The organism is Orbaceae bacterium BiB, assembly GCA_036251205.1.
GTDB lineage: Bacteria > Pseudomonadota > Gammaproteobacteria > Enterobacterales > Orbaceae > Orbus > Orbus mooreae.
The window spans coordinates 2,798,851-2,817,342 of the sequence record CP133958.1; the positions used below are offsets into that span (position 1 = coordinate 2,798,851).

Genomic DNA, 18,492 nt, shown 5'->3' on the forward strand with positions numbered 1-18,492 from the left:
ACTAGAATAGTTGTATATATTAACAGATGTCAGAGTGCAGACTGACATAATGCGAAAAGGTACTTAACCCGTGCAGAGGTTAAGTTTTAAAAAAGTGGAGTATAGGAGCGTATTATGCAAAGCCAATCTATGGTGGCGAGTAGTGCCACATCTATAATACCGTTAGGTAATCAGTTAACCATGTCTAGTCGTGAAATAGCGGATTTGACAGATAAATTACATGCACATGTTATTAGAGATATAAATAGCATGCTTGAAGACCTTTTAAAAGATGATCCAAATTTGGATGATGAATTAAATCAATCTGTTACATATGAGTATGATTCTCGTAATTATATTAGTAATATTCAATTGACCAAAAAATATGTTGAATGTTTATTAACAGGCTACAGTATTCCGTTAAGAATGCGTGTTATTGAGAGATTACATCAATTAGAACAACAGAAACACATAATTATACCTAATTTTTCAGATCCAGCAGAAGCTGCAATTGCTTGGGCTGAACAATATAAAAAGTCTCAACAGCTTGAAATAAAGCAAAAAGAAGATGCACCAAAAGTCGCTTATGCTGATAAGGCTCACTATGATAAAGATGGCAAATTAATATCAAGCTTTGCAAAAAATATTGGTATAGGCCCAAATAAATTATTTGCTTACCTAAGAGACAAAGGAATACTTATTTCAAGCGGTCGTCGTTATAACACTCCATATCAACAGTATACAGAACGTGGTTATTTTAATGTTATTGAAAAGCAATTTGAAGCAAAGGGAGAAGTTAGATCATATTACACAACTTTAGTAACAGGGAAGGGGAGAATATGGCTAACTAAAATTCTAATGCAAGACAACAAAATAACTAACCAAGGAGAATAATGATGAAAGCAAATGACTATATGTATAACCCAACAGAATCGGTAAAAACAGTTTTAAATATTACTGAAAAAGTCATAAAGAGATTAAATTTAAACTCGTTCCAGCAAATAGCTATATATGACATTATTCAAAAAGAACTAGAACTACCAGAACTAATTAATTTTTTAAGTTATGTAGAAGATAAAAATAATAACCAATTAATAAATAGTACCGCTCGTTCATTAGATTATTTAATTGATTTTTATGCAGCTCCTGTTAGCAAAGATGAACTCATTCAGCATATGGTTAATTTAGGTTTTTTAAATGAGAAAAAAAGTAAGAATGGCTCTAGAAAAATATTTATTATTCCCAAAAAATCATCTTGGTTTGGGATTAATGTGGAACTATATGACGGATGTAATGAAACAGTACCATATTTTTGGGACGGAAAATTTTCTATTATCCTGAAAGCGATAGCAGAGAATATGAAGTTAAAATCAGATGCGTTTAATGGTTGTGTTTCTGTTTCCTAATGAAAGCATTACTTACGCCACACTATCAGCCTGAACTTGGGCTGATAATTCTTAAACCTGGTACCGAACTATTAAAAAAGATAGGTACCAGTTCTCGTATTGTTATTGAACCAAGCAATGAATCACATAATGGGCTTAAGTCTGGAGCTTTAGATGATGAACCACAATTACTAAACAATAAACCTATTGAGCCATTTCTATTCAATGACAAAATAATCGATATTATAAAAAATAAAGGATTTAATTTTGAGTGGTGGCTAGAACGTCGATATAAGTGTCAATTAGAGGATGGTGATTATTGCTACCATGAATCAGTTAATGAAAAGGTGGAAAATAGTGCTATTCGTGTTTGTTATCATCACAATAAAGACTTAGTTATAGATGATAAAGTAAAAGATATTGCAAAACGTAATTTAAAAACGTTCTTACTTGAAAGTATCTCACTTGATTTAAAACTTGGTACCAATCATAAATTATCACTCCAAGAATTGGGTTGGTGGGCTATGATTAATCGACAGCATGAATTGATTCCAGAAAGTATGGCCAGATTATTATATGGTCGTGTAGCCGAACAGCATCAACATGTTTATAAAGAGTCAGAGATAATTGCTAGTGATGACCGTTCATCAATTCTATTGAATAGACAAGCTAATGATGCAATACAACACCTGCAGGAAGTATCAAAGCCGATCAAGAAACTAGTAATTGATACTGAATCACCCGAATCATTTATGTTACGGCCAAAATTAAAGCGCTGGGAGTGTGAAAAATACACTCAATGGGTAAAAACTCAACCATGCGTTTGTTGTGGTAAGCAAGCAGATGATCCGCATCACATTATTGGTTATGGGCAGGGTAAAATGGGAGGTAAACCGCATGATATCTTTACCATCCCACTTTGTCGTATTCATCATAATGAACTACATCAAAATGTCGAAGAATGGGAAAATAATTATGGTACCCAAATTGAACTACTAATCCAATTTCTAGATCGCGTTTTTGGAATGAAGGTTATAGCCTAATTATTGCCATCTAGACGTGTAGATGGTAATATGTCTAAACGTGGAGTAGAACAATAAACAGAGTGCAGACTGTGTGTTGTTATTATCCTTTCTAAAATTAGGAATGGAGTATGTCGCTATATGTCAAAAATCTATAGAAAATCACTCATGTCTTTTGAGTACCCAACTCAAGATATGTCACCAACAGCTATTCAGCATAAAAGAATCAAAGAAGTAATTAAATACAATCCAGACTCAGGTGTTTTTACAAGTCGTTATAATTCTAATTATTATGTCAAAGGCTCTTTTGATAATAAAGGTTATTTGATTATTCGCGTTAATGGGAGAAGATATTTAGCTCATCGATTAGCTTGGTTTTATATGACTGGGAAATGGTCTCGTAAACAAATAGATCATATTAATGGTAACTCTGCTGATAACCGATTTTCAAACTTAAGAGAAGCTTTGCCATTTCAAAATTCACATAATTTGAGATTAAGTAAAGTTAATACTTCTGGAGCTAGATGCGTACATTTCGCAAAGTCTGATCAAAAATGGGTTGCATCAGTTCAAAGATATGGACAATCTTTTTATTTGGGAAGATTTACTGACAAGGTAAAAGCAATAAAAGCCGTAAATCAATTTTTGAAAAAAATAGACGGTGATTTCTTTTCTGAATCAATAAATAAAAGAGCTTTTCCACATGATAGGATAAAAACATTATCTCAATTAAAAAGAAAGCTTGAATTAGGGAAGTCGGAACCGTTAAATAAATATCAAAAAATATTTATGGAAACCATGTTATGTGGTTGGGGGGCGTGGGCTTATACTGAACTAAAAAAAAACTATGGGCAAAGTGTTAGTCCTTTAGCTAGATTAATGATGTCCGCCGATGGGTACGGCTCCATAAGACATGGTGTTATTGAGATTTTTGAACATTTACATGCTAAGGGATATGAGGGTGAGGAACTCATCACGAAAGCAACTGATATCATTGCTTCATTAAGGCATAAACCCTACTCAGAATGTACAGATGAAGAAGCTAGCTTTATTGATAGAATGTTAATAAAGACATTTGGTAAAAATAATCCATTGATCAATATCGCGACTTATTATTATGTTTATGGATATAGCATCGGAGCAATATCACAATATTTATTGAAAATAACTAGTTATAATTTTTCAGCAAAACAATCCCGAGATCGAATTGATTGGTGCTTATCTTTTATTAAAGAAAAACTTTACGCATCAATACAATATGAATTAAATCAAAGCATTAAAAAATAAAATAAATAAAACTTGAAAAAAAAGTTATTGAGAGTTATATTTGTGATATATTCCACAGGAATTTTATTATTAACTAACCCTGACCTAATAAGTCGGGGTTTTTTATTATCTAATTTTGGCGAGTAGATATATATTTTTTTCCACGTGTAAATGTATATCGCTGCACCTCGCCAATCCTTTTATATGATGTTTCATTTTATCCATTATTGGGTAATTTCAGCCTTAGTTGGTAACTAGGGCTTTTTTTATTTCAGAAGTGAATGGGAGACTGCTGCATGCTCGAACATGCAGCAGACATTGACACCCATAATTGCGGTCATAGGTATCAACCAAGTCCCAGCTGATCAGCGGGGTTATTCTAACAGGTATACTGTATAAATGACCAGTAAAAAGAATCAAAAAATAGAAATAAATGATCTTGTTCTAATTCATGATGATTGCCTTAATGTTCTAAAAACCTTACCGGATAATCATATTGACCTTATTTTAACAGATCCACCGTATTTTAAAGTCAAGTCAAACAGTTGGGATAATCAGTGGAAAACAGAAGCTGATTACCTTGCTTGGCTTGATGATATATTTGCCGAATTCTGGCGAGTTCTAAAACCTAATGGATCACTATATTGTTTTTGTGGGCCAAAGTTATCAGCAGAAACAGAGCTTTTAGTAAAGCAACGATTTAATGTGTTGAATCATATTGTATGGGCTAAACCTAATGGACCATGGTTAAGACAACATAAAGAATCATTAAGAACTTACTTTCCTGCATCTGAACGGATTATTTTTGCTGAACACTATAATGCTGAAGGAAAATTTAAAGGTCAATCTGGCTATGCTGCTAAGTGTAGTGAATTAAGGCAATCAATATTTGCTCCATTAATCGAATATTTCAAATCCGCTCGGGAGGTGTTGGGTGTAACTGCTGCTGATATTAACAAGGCAACAGGCACTCAAATGTGTTCGCATTGGTTTAGTTATAGCCAATGGCAATTGCCGAGCAAAAAACAGTATGAAGATTTGCAGCATTTATTTAATAAAATAGCAGCTGAAAAAGGAATTACTCATCAGTTAACGGATGATCACAATCATCTAATTCAAGAATATACGATTTTAAGTGAAAACTATCAAATTCTTTCTCATCAATATGATGATCTAAAAGCTCAATATGAAGCATTGAGACGCCCTTTTCTAGTAACTAAAGAAGTTCCTTATACTGATGTGTGGACTTATTCACCAGTACCTTATTACAAAGGAAAGCATCCGTGTGAAAAACCTGCTGATATGTTAGAGGATATGATTAAAGCAAGTTCTCGACCAGGTGATATTGTTGCTGATTTTTTTATGGGATCAGGTTCTACATTAAAAGCTGCTAAAAAATTAGGTCGAAAGGGAATTGGAGTGGAATTTGAGGAAGAGACGTTTATTAAAACAGTTACAGAATTAACGGACTAATGGCTTGTGCAGGGCTTACTGGTCTTTTGGCTAACTAAGCCCATGAGGGCAAAATTATGATGACAATTAAAATGGACAAATTTACTTCGAATCTTTCCTATCTTTGTAGTAGCGTTTTCGCACTTTTTGGTGCGTTATCACGTGATGATTGGGCCTTCATCATCGGAATTGTTACGGCGATTTTAACGTGCTTGATTAACTGGTGGTACCGTCGTCGTGATGCTAATCATAAAGAAAGAACGAGAGAGATGCACTACAAAGAACTAAGGGCTAAATATCATGAAGGGGATAACGAAGCTAACAACGACGATTTGTAGTATTTCTGCAATTATAGGTATTGTTATCACTGATTATTCAGATGAAATCCGAACCAGTGAGCAAGGCTTAGAAATTATCGGTAATGCTGAAAGTTGCCGTAATGAGCCATATTATTGTCCTGCGAATATTTTAACGGTTGGGATTGGCTCAACAACGGGAACAATAGAACAGCGTAAATATTCAGATGATGAAATAGCTGCGCGTTGGCTGAGTGATATCAAAGAAGCTGAACAATGTGTTAATCAATATGCTAATGGTCCTAAACTTCCGCAATCTGTATTTGATGCTACAGTTTCACTTACGTTTAATGTTGGATGCTCTAAGATGCAAACCTCAACAATGTATCGATATCTAAATGTTGGTGAATATGTTAAAGCCTGTAATGAGCTACCACGCTGGAATAAATCAGTTGGTAAAGTATTAAATGGATTGGTAATTAGACGAGAAAAAGAGCGTGAATTATGTCTACTCGATTTAAATTCATTTTAGTAATTGCTGTTATAGCTATCTTTGCATTACTAATCACTATCTTACTTGATATCAAAAATACTTACTTAGAACTTGGCTCAATTAGAACTGAATTATCCCAAGTTAAAGCTGAATTTACTAAGTATCAAACCCTAGTACAAAAGGTTAATGACATTGATACTAAATTTACTCAGGAGCTTACACGTGCAAAAGCTGAAAACAATAAGCTTTATAATAATGTTATTAATGGGATTGGGCGGTTGCACCTTAACGCCCAGCAAAATAACCTGCAAACAAATCAGCAAACCTCTCCCTCCGGCATGGATGATGCAAACACCTGCGAGCTCACTGGAGAAGCTCGACAAAATTATTATCTACTCCGAGACGACATCATTACCAAAGACGCTATGATTTTAGGATTGCAAGAATACATTAAAAACGTTTGTTTGGCTGAGTAGAAAACAATAAGAGGGATTAATAGTGAAATGTAGATATAAAGGTTGTTCTGCTCATACAAACTATTCTAGTGGTTATTGTAATCAACATGCTCAGATCATCGGCTATATGTTTAAAAAGAAAAGGCAAATGGATAAAAGAAGAGGTAAGTTTAACTCCATGAATGTGGTTATGAGTGAAGATGAACATCAAGATCCCCCCCTATTAGGTACTTCTGTTGGGGGTAGGTAGTGCGGGGAGCTTGCGCCTCCCAATTTTTATATATTTCTTGAATTATTTTAGGGTTTACAAAATGGTGACTTGTTACAAAATATGATATTAGTTATTGATTTATATAGATAATATTTTTTCACACTTTTGTAACATGTGACAAATTTGTAACAGGTGTGACAAAATGGGTGACAAATATGTATCAGCTGCTGAATTGTCACGATTGGCTGGCGTTAATAAGCAGACAGTATCAAGAAAAATAAAATCCAACGTTTTGGTACCAGCAAAACTCACCGAATCAGGACGACCTCTTTTTGATGTTTCATCATCATTAAAAATATTAAACGAACAAAAAGACTTTGATGACGATAAATCTAATCATCATGGTTTACCAAATTCCCAAAAAGGCGGCCGGCCTAAAATTGTTATCAATAAAAAAAAGACAATAGAAAACGATGATAATGACAATGAACCTAAATCTCATACTGAACGCTTTAATAAAGCTCGTGCTGATAAAGCGGTCTTTCAAGCCAAACTTGCTGAGATTGAAGTTAATACTCAACTCGGCCTATTTGTTCATGTTGGAAAAGTTGAAGAGCAGGGGAGTGAGCTTGGCTCTATTCTTCTTAATGCTTTAACTAATTTACCTGACCGGCTTTCTTCTGAGCTTTCAACTATTGATGATGAACGCACTATTCACGCTCTTTTAACAAAAGAGATTAATAGCATGATTATTGATATCCGAAAATCGTTAGGAATTGTTGATGAGTAATGAATTATTAACATTAAATAACCGATCTTTAATCAATGGTTTTTGTGCAACGTTTCAACCCATACCAACACTGACTGTTAGTGAATGGGCTGCTAAGTATAGGGTATTACCTAAGTCTGGAAGTAGTTCACCGGGACCGTGGCGTAATGAACGCACCCCTTTTTTAGTTGAAATAATGGACACATTATCGCCATCTTATCCTTGTCGAGAAGTTGTTTTTGCTAAAGGTTCGCAAATTGGCGCATCAGAAGCTGGCCTTAATTGGATCATGTATCAAATTGATGTTTCACCGGGTCCGATGTTAGCGGTTCAGCCAACAAATAAAGCCGTTGAAAGGTGGAGTAAACAGCGAGTTGGTCCTTCACTTAAGCAGTGTGATCGAATAGTTAATAAAGTGGTGTGGGGTGATGGTAATACCATTTACCAGAAAGAGTACATTGGTGGCACGTTAATATTAACAGGAGCCAATAGCCCTGCCGATCTTGCCGCCATGCCAATGGCTAATATTTACTTCGATGAAGTCGATAGATATCCAGCTGAAGCAGGTGATGAAGGTGATCCGATTGGTCTTGCTTTAAGACGTATGGCAACATTCTCAAGAGGAAAAGCATTTTATTCTTCAACACCAACCATACTTGGTGTCTCTAAAGTTTGGATTTTATTTTTAGAGAGCGATCAGCGTTATTACTATGTTCCATGTCCTGAATGTAATGAATATCAAACAATTGATTTTGATCGCTTATCGTGGCCAAAAGGTCAGCCTGAAAAAGTCGGTCTTATTTGCGCCCATTGTGGGAGTCTTATTTTTGAGCGCAGTAAAACAAAGATGCTTGCAAATGGTTATTGGCAATCTCATAACCCAGGTCATTATCGAGTCGGTTTTCATTTATCGTCGTTATACTCACCAGTGGGTTGGTTATCGTGGACAGAGATTGCCAGAACGTTTGAGGAAATATCGGATAATCCTGACCTGCAAAAAGTGTTTACTAATACAATTCTAGGGCTTCCTTATGAAGAGAGCGGAGAGCAAATTGCTGCTGAATATTTGCAACGCCGGCGTGAAACTTATGAAGCCGATATTCCTGACGGTGTTTTCTATTTAACGTTAATTGTTGACGTACAGCAGGATTGGCTTGCTTATGAAGTACAAGGTTGGGGGATTGATGAAGAAAACTGGGGGATTGAGTACGGTGTATTTAAAGGTGATTTATCTCAGCTTGTTAGTCGTAATGAAAGTAATCCATCCCCATGGGAGCAGGTTGATCATTTAAGAAAGTCAGTATATAGGCGTAAAGATGGTAGTGAGGTTCGCATTGCCATTACGTTAATTGACTCGGGTGGTTTATGGACAGATGAAGTCTATACCTTTACAAAACCTCGTAATAAATTCCGAGTTTATGCAATTAAAGGCGCATCCAAATTTGACCGTCCGTTTTTATCCAAACCTACAAAAAACACGAAAAACAAATGTTGGCTATATGTGCTAGGTGTGAGTCAGGGGAAAATGACTATTCAGCAGCGATTGAAAAAAGAATCACCGGGTGCTGGTTATTGTCACTTTCCTGATGATGAGGGACGCGGATATACCGCTGAGTATTATGCAGATTTAACGTGCGAAAAGCTGATCTTAAAACAAGAAAAACGAAAAATCATCAAAGCATGGGTAAAGCCTGATGGTGCAAATAATGAACCTTTTGATATTCGAGTTTATGGGCTTGCAGCTATTCGTATTTTAAATCCAAACTGGTCAAGACTTGCAAAACGTTCTCAATTTATTAAACGAGCATCGACCTTAAATGATTCAAACATAACAGAAGTTAAACCAGTTAAAAAACAAAAAACTATTCCTAAAAGGCGTTCAGGAATAGTACTTAATGAATAAGGTGATTTATGTCTGTTGATTTTTCTCAAATGACACCTAAAGCGCGTGCTAAATATTTAATTAATGAATATACAAACGCTGAGATTGCAGTATTAAGTGGTGCACAGTCTTATACCATTTCAGGTAAATCATTAACACGTGCAAACTTGGTTGATATTCGTAATGGCCGAAAATATTGGGAAGCTGAACTCGCTCGGTTGAATGGTAAATCAGCGAGGCGTTTTAGACAACTTAGAGTGAGGGATTATTAATGCGATTTATAGAAAAGTGCATTGGCGTATTCTCTCCTGAAGCTGCGTTTAAACGCACATTGGCGGTTGAAAAAACTAAAATGCTTTCTCAGCAAATGGGCATTATTCGAGGTGGACAAACGTATACTGGGGCTTCTAATAAGCGTTCATTAAAAGACTGGTTTACTCATGATCTTGATGCCAATAGTTCTATTCTAACTGACTTGCCATTATTAAGATCACGCAGCCAAGATTTATATAACAATTCTCCTGCAGCTGCCGGAGCTATTAAAAATATCAAGACTAATGTCATTGGTGTTGGACTTTTAATGCGCTCAGTTCCTGATAGTGAATACATTGGACTGAGTGATGATGAATCACAAGCTTGGTCAGATATTGTCGAGCGTGAGTTTGAAATGTGGTCTGATAATGCGCTTTTTTGTGACTATAACGGGCAACAAAGCTTTAAAGAGATGCAAAGGCTTATCATTTTATCTCAGCAAATATCGGGTGATGTGTTTGTTTTAATGCCCTGGGTAAATAATAAAAACTCAATTTATGATTTAAAGCTAAAAATTGTTGATGCGGCTAGGGTGTGTAATCCGAATGATGCGCCAGACAACAAACAAATTGCAGGAGGCGTTGAATATGATGATTATGGACGTCCAATTGCTATTCATATTAGAACGCCACACCCAGGCAATCAATTAGATTTTAGTGTTGCAAAGTGGGATAGGATTGAAATATGGGGAAAAGAATCTGGTCGACGTAATGTCCTTCACATTATGGAGCATGAGCGAATTGATCAAGCGAGAGGCGTTCCGGCTTTAACGCCAGTTATAGAGACTGTTAAACAAATATCGAAATATTCAGAAGCTGAAATTAATGCTGCGGTGATAAATGCAGTTCTTTCAGTCTTCATTGAAAGAAGTAATGATGACAGTGCGCCTGGTGGTTCAAATTATGAAGAAGATGATGATTCACCAAAACCATGGGAGGAATCAGAGCAGTCTCTTGGATCTGGGACTCTTATTGATTTAGCTCCTGGAGAAAAAGCAAACATGGTCTCGGCTGTTCGCCCATCGAGTCAATTTGATCCATTCTTTTTGGCCACAATGAAACAAATCGGAATGGCACTTGAAATTCCGTTTGAAGTTTTGATTAAACACTTTAGTTCGAGCTATAGCGCAGCGAGAGCAGCACTGCTTGAAGCAAATAAAATGTACCGAGAAAAACGGTCATTTTTTGTTGATAAATTTTGTAAGCCTGTGTTTGAAGAATTTTTAACAGAAGCGATTATTAAAGGTCGTGTTAATGCACCGGGTTTTCTTAGTGATTTAGCTATTCGCTCTGCTTATTTAAAAACAGCGTGGACAGGTCCTGCTCCAGGTCAACTCGACCCGATAAAAGAATATGAAGCATCAAATAAAGCTTGTGAATATGGATTTTCTCATCGAAGTAAAGAAACCGCTGAACTTAATGGACTTGATTTTGAAGATGTGATTAAAGCACAAGCCAGAGAAAAACACTTAATGAAAAAACACGGTGTAGAGCTACAAACCTCTATTTATCAACCGATAGCCGATGATAAATCGACTAATTCAGATGACGATAACAATAAGGAGATAAATTAATGTGAAGAAAGATTGTAATCGTATTTTAAATGCTATTAAGCAGACACCATGGGCAATTACACCCTCAGCCCTTGAAAGTATTATCTCCATTGCCAGTCGTAGTTATTCTGACCCGAATATTGCAGCAACCATTCAGCAACAAAGAGAGACCCAATCCATTATTGAGGCTGATACGCCACTGGTTGCTGTAATAAATATTTTTGGTCCTATTTTTACGCGTGCTGATTTATTTTCTGAAATCAGTGGAGCTTGTTCAATCAGTAGCTTGAAAAGCCAAATTGATGCCGCTTTAAACGATGATGGAATAGGTGGCATTGTTTTAAATATTGACTCACCTGGTGGGGCAGTAACGGGCACACATGAGTTAGCCAATTACATAAGGGAATCAAGTAAACCTATTGTGTCTTATGTTTCGGGTATGGCTTGCTCTGCTGCTTATTGGCTTGCGTCGGCTACTCGCTATATCTATGCCGATAAAACGGCATTACTGGGTAGCGTTGGTGTTGTGGCGATGTGGACGGATGATAGTGAGGCCAAGAAAAAACAAGGGTTAACTGATTATGAAATTGTTTCTTCTCAGTCACCTAAAAAACGAGAAAACCCGACTACTGATGAGGGAAGAGCATCACTACAAAAAACAATTGATGGACTTGCTGATGTTTTTGTTAGCGATGTTGCGGTAAATCGAGGGGTTTCGGTTGAGCATGTTCTTGCTGATTTTGGTCAAGGCGGTGTATTTCTTGCTAATGAAGCTATTAATAAAAAGATGGCTGATGAGGTTAGCAGTCTTGATTGTGTTATCAATAATTTTAATTTTACTGGAGAGTTTGAAATGCAACAAAAAAATAAAAATGCTTCAACTGAAGAGATTGATAAAGATAAGCAGCAACAGCAATCTACAGATGATGAATTGGGTAAGGATATCCCGAAAAAGCCCGAAGAGGGCAATGACATTGAATCGGATGATAACTCAGATGATGAGCCATCTGCGGATGAAGATGAAACAGAGTCTGATAAAGAGGAAGATGCAAAAACGCATCAGGCTTTAAATCGTTTTGCTAAATCAAATCCGAATATGTATGGTGCCATCATGCGCCGAGGTATTCGCCGAGAACGAGATCGGATAGCGGGTATTGATGAACTTGACATTAAGGGCCATAACGATCTCATCAAAAAAGCGAAGTATGGTAAACCGTTATCCGTTGCCAAAACAGCACTGGAAGCAACAAGAGCAGAAAAAAAACTGCGATCTAAATTTAATGAAGATTATGCAATTGATGGCAATTTTCATATAGATCGCTCATCAACAAATGGTAATAGTCAAGTGGCCTTAGAGCAATCTGCATTAGATGAGATGGCAAAAGGTGCAAAAGCTGCATTGGGAGAAAAGTAATGATAAAAATTGGTGAATATAAGCCCGATAATTTAATCGCAGGTACGATGCACATTAGTACTGAACAAGTGGTTTTATCCAAGGGGCAAATTTATCCTATTGGATCGGTAATTGCATTAAAAAACGATGGACTCGGTACACTCGTTAATAGTGGTAGTGATGATGCCAAAACACTTTATGGCATTTTAGCTGAAGAAGTTGATGCAACAGATGATGATGTTGGTGCTGTTATCATCTTAAGTGGTGAAGTTAATCAAAATGCATTAGTTTTTGGTGGCACAGACACTTATGAAACGCACAAACAAAAAGCACGTGAACTGGGAATTTATTTCCTTGATTCCGTTCAGTTAATAACCGAATAAAGGAAGGACTATGACTGTAAATATTTATGATCCCCGTATGTTAGTTGCCGCAATTAACCAGGTTCATGCCCCTCGCCGTTTCTTAATTGAAACTTTTTTTAGAACTAATCGTCCTTTTGATACTGAAAACGTTGATATTGATCTTCGTAAAGGTAATCGTCAAGTGGCTGCGTTTGTCAATCCGCTTGAAGGAGGACTTTTAGTTGAAAATGCGGGTTATGAAACGGTATCGGTAAAACCTGGCTACACTAAAGAGTTTATGCCAACACGTCCTAAAGATGCAATGAAACGAAGCTTTGGTGAAGATTATTCTAAACCTCTAACACCAGCACAGCGAGAGCAACGCGCATTGGGTGAAAATTTAATAGAACTTGATATGCGAGTTAACCGACTTGAAGAGTATATGGCTGCTCAAGCCTTGGTTAATGGTAAGATTTTTGTCAAAGGCAAAAAAATGGATCACCAAGTTGATTTTGGTTATGAAGTTGGTAAACAAAAGATTATCTTATCAGGTAGTTCGTGTTGGGACCAGACAGGTAGCGACCCGATGAAAGACTTAGAAACTTGGTCGGATAGCGTCTCTGAGCGCTGTGGCCTTGTACCAGATATGATTATCTTAGGTAAAAAAGCAGCTTGGGCTCTGCTTGATAATGAAAAAGTGCAAAAGCGACTGGATATCCGAAATTATGCGGTTGGTCAAATTGATATTCAAAGTACGACTGAACTGAAGAAAAAAGGGATCACTTATCACGGCATGCTTGCTCCGTCATATATCCCTATTTACTCTTACAGTGAAAAAGTGCTTAATCCGTTAACTAATAAAGTTGAGCCACTCATTCCTGATGATGCTGTGATTCTTGGGAGTACGGAAGCTGGTTGTGAAATGCTTTATGGGCTTATTCAAAATGAATATGCACTAACGTCTTTACCGCGTTTCCCTCATTCATGGATTGAGCAAGACGGTTCCGCTCGTTATGTCCAATTGGAATCAGCTCCCCTTGCAAGCTTAGTTAATGTTGATGCCTTTGTAAGCGCCCGCGTCATTTCTTAATAATTAACGTCAATTGAATTCAACATTTCATAATGGGACCATGGTCCCATTATCGAGGAATACTTATGGTAAAAATACATTTACTTGCAACCGTTATTCACGATGGCAAAACCTTAGAAAAAGGTCATCAAATTGAAATCACAGCACCACAAGCTCATCGCTTAGTGAATTTAGGTGTCGCTGAAATCATTGAATCATCTCAAGTTGATAACCCAACTGATATCAGCAATTGGACAAAGAAACAGTGTGAAGCAGAGTTAACATCGTTAGGTATTTCATTTGATCCAAAATTAAAAGTGGCTGATTTACGAGACTTAATTTTAAAAGCGCGTGAAGGTGATGATGAACATACCGATGTTTCATTGATGAGTCGTGAAGAACTTGAGCAAAAATTAACAGAGCTTGCGGTACCATTTAGCGGCGATAGTTCCGATGATGTGCTTCGTCAATTATTGCTTGATGAATTGGACGAGGACAATGAGTAGTTTTCATGATCAGTTACTTAAAGACAATCAAGCTGTTTTTTTTAATCCAGATGAATTTGCACAAACGATTAAATGGAATGGTTATGACATTATTGTAACTGATGAAACGCCGAGTGAAGTGACTCAATTTACACATGGCATAGAGCAATGTACGGTGATTTATCGCATTCCCAAAATTGCATTAACAAAACCACGCAGTAATGAACGCGTTGATATTAACGGTGAACTTTGGTTGGTTAAATCAGTACAAGAGCAGCTCAGTGATTATGTTGTTAGGCTTGAGAGGTATGATGATTAATGTTATCAATTTCAATTGATGTTGATGATGCCAGCGTTAAATCATTAATGAACGAACTGGGTGATAAAGCCGCTCGTATTATGGCCGATAGTCAAAATCGAGCAATAGCTGGTGTTCGAACTGATGGAACAAAACTGATTAAGTCAGAATCAGGCATCGAACGTAAAGTTATTTTTAAATCATTCACGTTAATTAAAGCCAGTGCTAAAAGCGATAATCCAACAGCCAAAGTGATTGTTTCCGGCCGTCCTGTTGGTCTTATTAAATATCCGCATAAACCCAAACGGATCATGGCAGGAAAAACTCGCAGTGGCGTAAAAATTAATGTTGCGGGTAAGGATGTCCATTTCAAACACGGCTTTGTTGCTAAAATGCCAAATGGTCATATCGGTATATTCGAGCGAGTGAGAGGCGTTAAAACAAAAGGAGGTAAAGAAAAATTAAGTGAGTTTTTCGGACCTTCTGTACCTCAGCTTGCGGGGCGTGGAGCTATCGAGGAAAAGATCATAAAGCAAGCACAAGAACGATTTATTAATCGATTTAATCAGCAAGCTAATCGTTATTTAAAATCAAAGGGAGCTAAATAATGTCTTTTTTAGTTTTAAAAGAATTAAAAAAAAGACTTGAAGAGGGATTTTGTCATGCTTTATTGGAGAAGAAGGATAATTTGCGAGAAGCGCCTCGTCTTTATATAGGCCAACTTCCACCGAAAGAGGGGTCAAAGCCACCCAGTGAAGCTGTAGATAAAAAAGACAATGATTATCCGTTTATTCTTATCCGCAGTATTAGTGGTGACTTATCAAATGATGCAACCGGTCAGCCTGTTTATAATTTTAATGTTGCGCTCATTATTGGAATTTATTCTCAAGAAAGCTATGAATCTTATCAAGATGGCGTTCAAATTGTGTCAGATACACTGGATAAATCTTTACTAATTATTAACCAGTATGAGTATTGGGGTAATAGCCATTTTGCTTTAGATCATGATATGTCATGGGGTTATGGACTTGGTAAAACAATAGATCCTTATGCATGCGGACTACAAACTGATGCGCCTTATTTTTTAGTTGTCCTTAATCTTTCATTTAGTCAGTTCTTAAAACTTCCCAAAGTAGAAATTCAATATCTTGTTTAATTGAGGAAATTATGAAAATTACCGTTTATTTAGGTCCTAGCATGGCGATGGGCGTTTTTTCTATTTCTAGTGGCATGATTTATGTAGGAAAAGCCACTGATGAAATCGAAAAGAAAAAAGAGTGTGATCCTAATTTTGCGGCGCTGTTTGTCAGTCCAGAGCAGGTTGCAAAAGAGAGACGCGGCTTACAAACAGGCGATACCTATTTAGCTAACTGTTATCAGGCTGTTTTATCCGCATATCAACAAGAAAAAGAAGGAAAATAACGATGGCTTATTATCATGGGGTTCGTTCAACACAAGTCCCTACATCAATTTTACCACCTAAACAAATTTCAGCAGCTATTCCTGTTTTTGTCGGTTGTGCTCCTATTCACCGAACAAGTTACTACAATACATTAAAAAGCCCTCATTTTGTCGAAATCTGTTACACCAATGCAGAAGCTGTTAAAAAGCTGGGTTATACCAGCGATGATGACTTTGAAAAATGGGGATTGAGTGAAGCAGCTTATACGATGTTTGTTTTACATCAACGAGCACCGGCAATTTTTATTAATATTTTTGACCCGGCACAGCATCGAGAAGTTATTTTAAATGAAACTATCTCGTTAACTAATAGTAAAGGTCAAGCATCAAAATCCGATCTAATTTCATTAAAATTATATGATAATGACAATGCAGAATATCAAGTGGGTACTGATTATACCTACAACAATGCAACGGGTCAGATACTTGTTTCTGCAACGGGTCAATTGGCCAATAAAAAAGCCGTTCAAGCTGATTTTATTTATGCAACACCCGAAGCTGTTACTGTTAACGAGTGCATTGGTGGCGTAGATTACGAAACAAATCAAACAACAGGTTTACAATTAATCGACCGCATTTTTTCTCAGTATCGTGTTGTTCCTGGTTCAATTTTAGCACCAGGATTTAGTGATAATCCGTCTGTTGCAGCTATCATGGCTACAAAAGCTGGCTCTATTAATGGTATTTTTCGGGCGATTGCCATTGCTGATTTACCAACCAGCATTACGGATCATACCAAGACAGTGGCATTTAAAAATGACAATAATTTGGTTCAGGAAGATTTAGCGCTTTGCTGGCCTCGGGTTGTTTTTAATGAAAAAGTGATGCGCCTGTCAACCATGCTTGCAGGCGTCATTGCAACAACCGATTCCGATCATGATGATATTCCTTATGCTTCACCGTCAAACAAAAATATTAATATGCAATCGGCAACAGTTGATGGCATTAATGAGTTATGGCTTGAAACAAATCAAGCGAATTATCTTAATGAAAATGGCATTATTACGGCGCTTAATTTCATCGGTGGATGGAAAACTTGGGGTAACCGAATGTCATGTTATCCCGATGTTACGGATATTAAAGATACGTTTATTTCAAATCGTCGCATGTTTGGTTGGTATGGAAATCGTTTGATTCAAACCTGGTGTCAAAAGGTTGACGACCCAATTGGGAAACGTTTTGTTCAGACGATTGTTAATAGCGAGCAAATTACCCTTAATAGCTACACCGCTAAAGGTTATATTTTAGGGGGGCGAATCGCTTTTTTATCTGACGAAAACAGCACAACCGATCTCATGGATGGGCTTGCAAGCTTCCATATTTATTGGGGCACACAATCTCCAGCGGAGAATATCAATTTTAATATTGAATATGATCCTCAGTATTTAACTAATTTATTTTCGTAAGGTGGCATAAATGCACGCTAATATTCTTTTTAATGTTTACAAAGATGGCTACCGAAAAGCCGGTGTTGCACAAGTTGACTTGCCATCATTAAATGCAATAACAGCAGAGTTGAAAGGGGCTGGAATTGCTGGCGCTCTTGATTTACCGATTAAAGGTTTATTTCAAGCGTTTGGTGTCACACTAAACTTTAGAACAATCACGTCCGATTATGCCAGTTTACTCACACCTGAAGCGCAGCATATTGAACTTTGGTCAGCGGTTCAAGACCCTGATTCAGCAACTGGTGCACTTAATGCAAAGCAACATAAATTCATTTTAAGATGTGTACCCAAAAACCAGACCGTTGGTAAGCTTTCAGTTGGTGAGGCACAAGATCGCACGCTAGAGTTTGAATTAACCTATTACCGTGAAATTTATGACGGTAATGATGTGATTGAAATTGATAAATTAAATAACATTTACAGAATCGCGGGTGTCGATCAAAACAGTGATATTCGTGAGGCAATTGGAGATATCTAATGACTAAAAAAGCAATTTATACCCTAAAAAAACCGGTTACGATTGACGGTCAAAATTATACTGAAGTTGATTTAAGTGATCTGGATAAATTAACCGGAGAGGATATTTTAGCTATTGAGCAAGAAATGCAATCAGATGGCTATGTCATTGCTGGCATGGCTGAACTCAGTAAGGCTTATTTGCTGTATATTGCAGCCAGAGCCGCTAAAATAAATGTTCAAATTTTAAAAAAATTCCCGATTAGTGATATTTCTAAAATTACAGCCATGGCTCAAACTTTTTTGCTACGAGCGTAATTTGGCGCGGTGATGATTTAAGGGATATTATCACCGCTTTATCACGAGCCAACTATACGCCAGCTTCATTTTATTTATCTATTTCATTAAACGAACTTGAACGCTGGATTTTATCTTCACAGCGAGTAACTAAAATGGCAGAGAAA

The 18,492-nt window shown here is 36.8% G+C and carries 24 protein-coding genes; all 24 read left to right on the forward strand.

Going from position 1 to position 18,492, the window contains the following annotated elements; translation table 11 throughout:
• The first annotated feature begins 114 nt into the window (after positions 1-114).
• Positions 115-873, forward strand: a complete 759-nt coding sequence (locus tag RHO11_13265) for a phage antirepressor KilAC domain-containing protein (protein ID WVD61415.1) — start codon at positions 115-117, stop codon at positions 871-873.
• The gene (locus RHO11_13270) at positions 873-1,385 is read left to right on the forward strand and encodes a hypothetical protein (protein ID WVD61416.1); all 513 of its coding nucleotides are present in this window, start codon (positions 873-875) and stop codon (positions 1,383-1,385) included. The genes RHO11_13265 and RHO11_13270 overlap by 1 nt, the downstream gene beginning before the upstream one ends.
• On the forward strand, positions 1,385-2,407 hold the full coding sequence (locus tag RHO11_13275) for a DUF968 domain-containing protein (GenBank protein WVD61417.1): 1,023 nt from the start codon (positions 1,385-1,387) through the stop codon (positions 2,405-2,407). Before RHO11_13270 ends, RHO11_13275 begins: the two co-directional genes overlap by 1 nt.
• Positions 2,408-2,527: 120 nt before the next feature.
• The gene (locus RHO11_13280; GenBank protein ID WVD61418.1) at positions 2,528-3,673 is read left to right on the forward strand and encodes a DUF1133 family protein; all 1,146 of its coding nucleotides are present in this window, start codon (positions 2,528-2,530) and stop codon (positions 3,671-3,673) included.
• A 378-nt stretch (positions 3,674-4,051) separates the two neighbouring features.
• Positions 4,052-5,125: a site-specific DNA-methyltransferase gene (locus RHO11_13285; protein WVD61419.1), complete on the forward strand. Its 1,074-nt coding sequence runs from the start codon at positions 4,052-4,054 to the stop codon at positions 5,123-5,125.
• Between the two features lie 56 nt (positions 5,126-5,181).
• On the forward strand, positions 5,182-5,442 hold the full coding sequence (locus RHO11_13290; protein ID WVD61420.1) for a phage holin: 261 nt from the start codon (positions 5,182-5,184) through the stop codon (positions 5,440-5,442).
• Positions 5,405-5,932, forward strand: a complete 528-nt coding sequence (locus tag RHO11_13295) for a lysozyme (protein ID WVD61421.1) — start codon at positions 5,405-5,407, stop codon at positions 5,930-5,932. The genes RHO11_13290 and RHO11_13295 overlap by 38 nt, the downstream gene beginning before the upstream one ends.
• Complete coding sequence (locus RHO11_13300) at positions 5,905-6,369, forward strand: lysis protein (GenBank protein WVD61422.1); 465 nt, start codon at positions 5,905-5,907, stop codon at positions 6,367-6,369. The genes RHO11_13295 and RHO11_13300 overlap by 28 nt, the downstream gene beginning before the upstream one ends.
• A gap of 22 nt (positions 6,370-6,391) precedes the next feature.
• Positions 6,392-6,598: a hypothetical protein gene (locus RHO11_13305; protein WVD61423.1), complete on the forward strand. Its 207-nt coding sequence runs from the start codon at positions 6,392-6,394 to the stop codon at positions 6,596-6,598.
• Between the two features lie 163 nt (positions 6,599-6,761).
• Complete coding sequence (locus RHO11_13310; protein WVD61424.1) at positions 6,762-7,349, forward strand: hypothetical protein; 588 nt, start codon at positions 6,762-6,764, stop codon at positions 7,347-7,349.
• The gene (locus tag RHO11_13315; GenBank protein ID WVD61425.1) at positions 7,342-9,231 is read left to right on the forward strand and encodes a phage terminase large subunit family protein; all 1,890 of its coding nucleotides are present in this window, start codon (positions 7,342-7,344) and stop codon (positions 9,229-9,231) included. The genes RHO11_13310 and RHO11_13315 overlap by 8 nt, the downstream gene beginning before the upstream one ends.
• Before the next feature lie 8 nt (positions 9,232-9,239).
• Positions 9,240-9,482, forward strand: coding sequence for a DUF6148 family protein (locus RHO11_13320; GenBank protein WVD61426.1), 243 nt, complete (start codon positions 9,240-9,242; stop codon positions 9,480-9,482).
• A complete protein-coding gene (locus RHO11_13325) occupies positions 9,482-11,095 on the forward strand; it encodes a phage portal protein (GenBank protein WVD61427.1) in 1,614 nt (537 codons plus the stop codon). The genes RHO11_13320 and RHO11_13325 overlap by 1 nt, the downstream gene beginning before the upstream one ends.
• A 1-nt stretch (position 11,096) precedes the next feature.
• Positions 11,097-12,488 (forward strand): S49 family peptidase, encoded by a 1,392-nt coding sequence (locus RHO11_13330; GenBank protein ID WVD61428.1) that lies wholly within the window; start codon positions 11,097-11,099, stop codon positions 12,486-12,488.
• Entirely contained in the window at positions 12,488-12,850 is a 363-nt protein-coding gene (locus RHO11_13335; protein ID WVD61429.1) for a head decoration protein, read from the forward strand. Before RHO11_13330 ends, RHO11_13335 begins: the two co-directional genes overlap by 1 nt.
• A 10-nt stretch (positions 12,851-12,860) precedes the next feature.
• Positions 12,861-13,901 carry a major capsid protein gene (locus RHO11_13340; protein WVD61430.1) on the forward strand — a complete coding sequence of 347 codons (1,041 nt, stop codon included), beginning with the start codon at positions 12,861-12,863 and terminating at the stop codon, positions 13,899-13,901.
• Between the two features lie 65 nt (positions 13,902-13,966).
• Positions 13,967-14,386, forward strand: coding sequence for a hypothetical protein (locus RHO11_13345; protein WVD61431.1), 420 nt, complete (start codon positions 13,967-13,969; stop codon positions 14,384-14,386).
• A complete protein-coding gene (locus tag RHO11_13350) occupies positions 14,379-14,684 on the forward strand; it encodes a hypothetical protein (GenBank protein WVD61432.1) in 306 nt (101 codons plus the stop codon). Before RHO11_13345 ends, RHO11_13350 begins: the two co-directional genes overlap by 8 nt.
• Positions 14,684-15,271 carry a phage tail protein gene (locus RHO11_13355; GenBank protein WVD61433.1) on the forward strand — a complete coding sequence of 196 codons (588 nt, stop codon included), beginning with the start codon at positions 14,684-14,686 and terminating at the stop codon, positions 15,269-15,271. The genes RHO11_13350 and RHO11_13355 overlap by 1 nt, the downstream gene beginning before the upstream one ends.
• Positions 15,271-15,819 (forward strand): hypothetical protein, encoded by a 549-nt coding sequence (locus RHO11_13360; GenBank protein ID WVD61434.1) that lies wholly within the window; start codon positions 15,271-15,273, stop codon positions 15,817-15,819. Before RHO11_13355 ends, RHO11_13360 begins: the two co-directional genes overlap by 1 nt.
• An 11-nt stretch (positions 15,820-15,830) precedes the next feature.
• Positions 15,831-16,085, forward strand: a complete 255-nt coding sequence (locus tag RHO11_13365) for a hypothetical protein (GenBank protein ID WVD61435.1) — start codon at positions 15,831-15,833, stop codon at positions 16,083-16,085.
• 2 nt (positions 16,086-16,087) lie between these two features.
• Complete coding sequence (locus RHO11_13370; GenBank protein WVD61436.1) at positions 16,088-17,530, forward strand: hypothetical protein; 1,443 nt, start codon at positions 16,088-16,090, stop codon at positions 17,528-17,530.
• Positions 17,531-17,540: 10 nt separating this feature from the next.
• Positions 17,541-18,050, forward strand: a complete 510-nt coding sequence (locus RHO11_13375) for a phage major tail tube protein (GenBank protein WVD61437.1) — start codon at positions 17,541-17,543, stop codon at positions 18,048-18,050.
• Complete coding sequence (locus RHO11_13380) at positions 18,050-18,346, forward strand: phage tail assembly protein (protein ID WVD61438.1); 297 nt, start codon at positions 18,050-18,052, stop codon at positions 18,344-18,346. The genes RHO11_13375 and RHO11_13380 overlap by 1 nt, the downstream gene beginning before the upstream one ends.
• The last annotated feature ends 146 nt before the right edge of the window (positions 18,347-18,492 follow it).

Bases quoted from the DNA above. Each gene is read 5' to 3' on its own strand.
- RHO11_13265 (WVD61415.1), top strand. From the start codon at position 115: ATGCAAAGCCAATCTATGGTGGCGAGTAGTGCCACATCTATAATACCG.
- RHO11_13270 (WVD61416.1), top strand. From the start codon at position 873: ATGATGAAAGCAAATGACTATATGTATAACCCAACAGAATCGGTAAAA.
- RHO11_13275 (WVD61417.1), top strand. From the start codon at position 1,385: ATGAAAGCATTACTTACGCCACACTATCAGCCTGAACTTGGGCTGATA.
- RHO11_13280 (WVD61418.1), top strand. From the start codon at position 2,528: ATGTCAAAAATCTATAGAAAATCACTCATGTCTTTTGAGTACCCAACT.
- RHO11_13285 (WVD61419.1), top strand. From the start codon at position 4,052: ATGACCAGTAAAAAGAATCAAAAAATAGAAATAAATGATCTTGTTCTA.
- RHO11_13290 (WVD61420.1), top strand. From the start codon at position 5,182: ATGATGACAATTAAAATGGACAAATTTACTTCGAATCTTTCCTATCTT.
- RHO11_13295 (WVD61421.1), top strand. From the start codon at position 5,405: ATGAAGGGGATAACGAAGCTAACAACGACGATTTGTAGTATTTCTGCA.
- RHO11_13300 (WVD61422.1), top strand. From the start codon at position 5,905: ATGTCTACTCGATTTAAATTCATTTTAGTAATTGCTGTTATAGCTATC.
- RHO11_13310 (WVD61424.1), top strand. From the start codon at position 6,762: ATGGGTGACAAATATGTATCAGCTGCTGAATTGTCACGATTGGCTGGC.
- RHO11_13315 (WVD61425.1), top strand. From the start codon at position 7,342: ATGAGTAATGAATTATTAACATTAAATAACCGATCTTTAATCAATGGT.
- RHO11_13320 (WVD61426.1), top strand. From the start codon at position 9,240: ATGTCTGTTGATTTTTCTCAAATGACACCTAAAGCGCGTGCTAAATAT.
- RHO11_13325 (WVD61427.1), top strand. From the start codon at position 9,482: ATGCGATTTATAGAAAAGTGCATTGGCGTATTCTCTCCTGAAGCTGCG.
- RHO11_13335 (WVD61429.1), top strand. From the start codon at position 12,488: ATGATAAAAATTGGTGAATATAAGCCCGATAATTTAATCGCAGGTACG.
- RHO11_13340 (WVD61430.1), top strand. From the start codon at position 12,861: ATGACTGTAAATATTTATGATCCCCGTATGTTAGTTGCCGCAATTAAC.
- RHO11_13345 (WVD61431.1), top strand. From the start codon at position 13,967: ATGGTAAAAATACATTTACTTGCAACCGTTATTCACGATGGCAAAACC.
- RHO11_13350 (WVD61432.1), top strand. From the start codon at position 14,379: ATGAGTAGTTTTCATGATCAGTTACTTAAAGACAATCAAGCTGTTTTT.
- RHO11_13355 (WVD61433.1), top strand. From the start codon at position 14,684: ATGTTATCAATTTCAATTGATGTTGATGATGCCAGCGTTAAATCATTA.
- RHO11_13360 (WVD61434.1), top strand. From the start codon at position 15,271: ATGTCTTTTTTAGTTTTAAAAGAATTAAAAAAAAGACTTGAAGAGGGA.
- RHO11_13365 (WVD61435.1), top strand. From the start codon at position 15,831: ATGAAAATTACCGTTTATTTAGGTCCTAGCATGGCGATGGGCGTTTTT.
- RHO11_13370 (WVD61436.1), top strand. From the start codon at position 16,088: ATGGCTTATTATCATGGGGTTCGTTCAACACAAGTCCCTACATCAATT.
- RHO11_13375 (WVD61437.1), top strand. From the start codon at position 17,541: ATGCACGCTAATATTCTTTTTAATGTTTACAAAGATGGCTACCGAAAA.
- RHO11_13380 (WVD61438.1), top strand. From the start codon at position 18,050: ATGACTAAAAAAGCAATTTATACCCTAAAAAAACCGGTTACGATTGAC.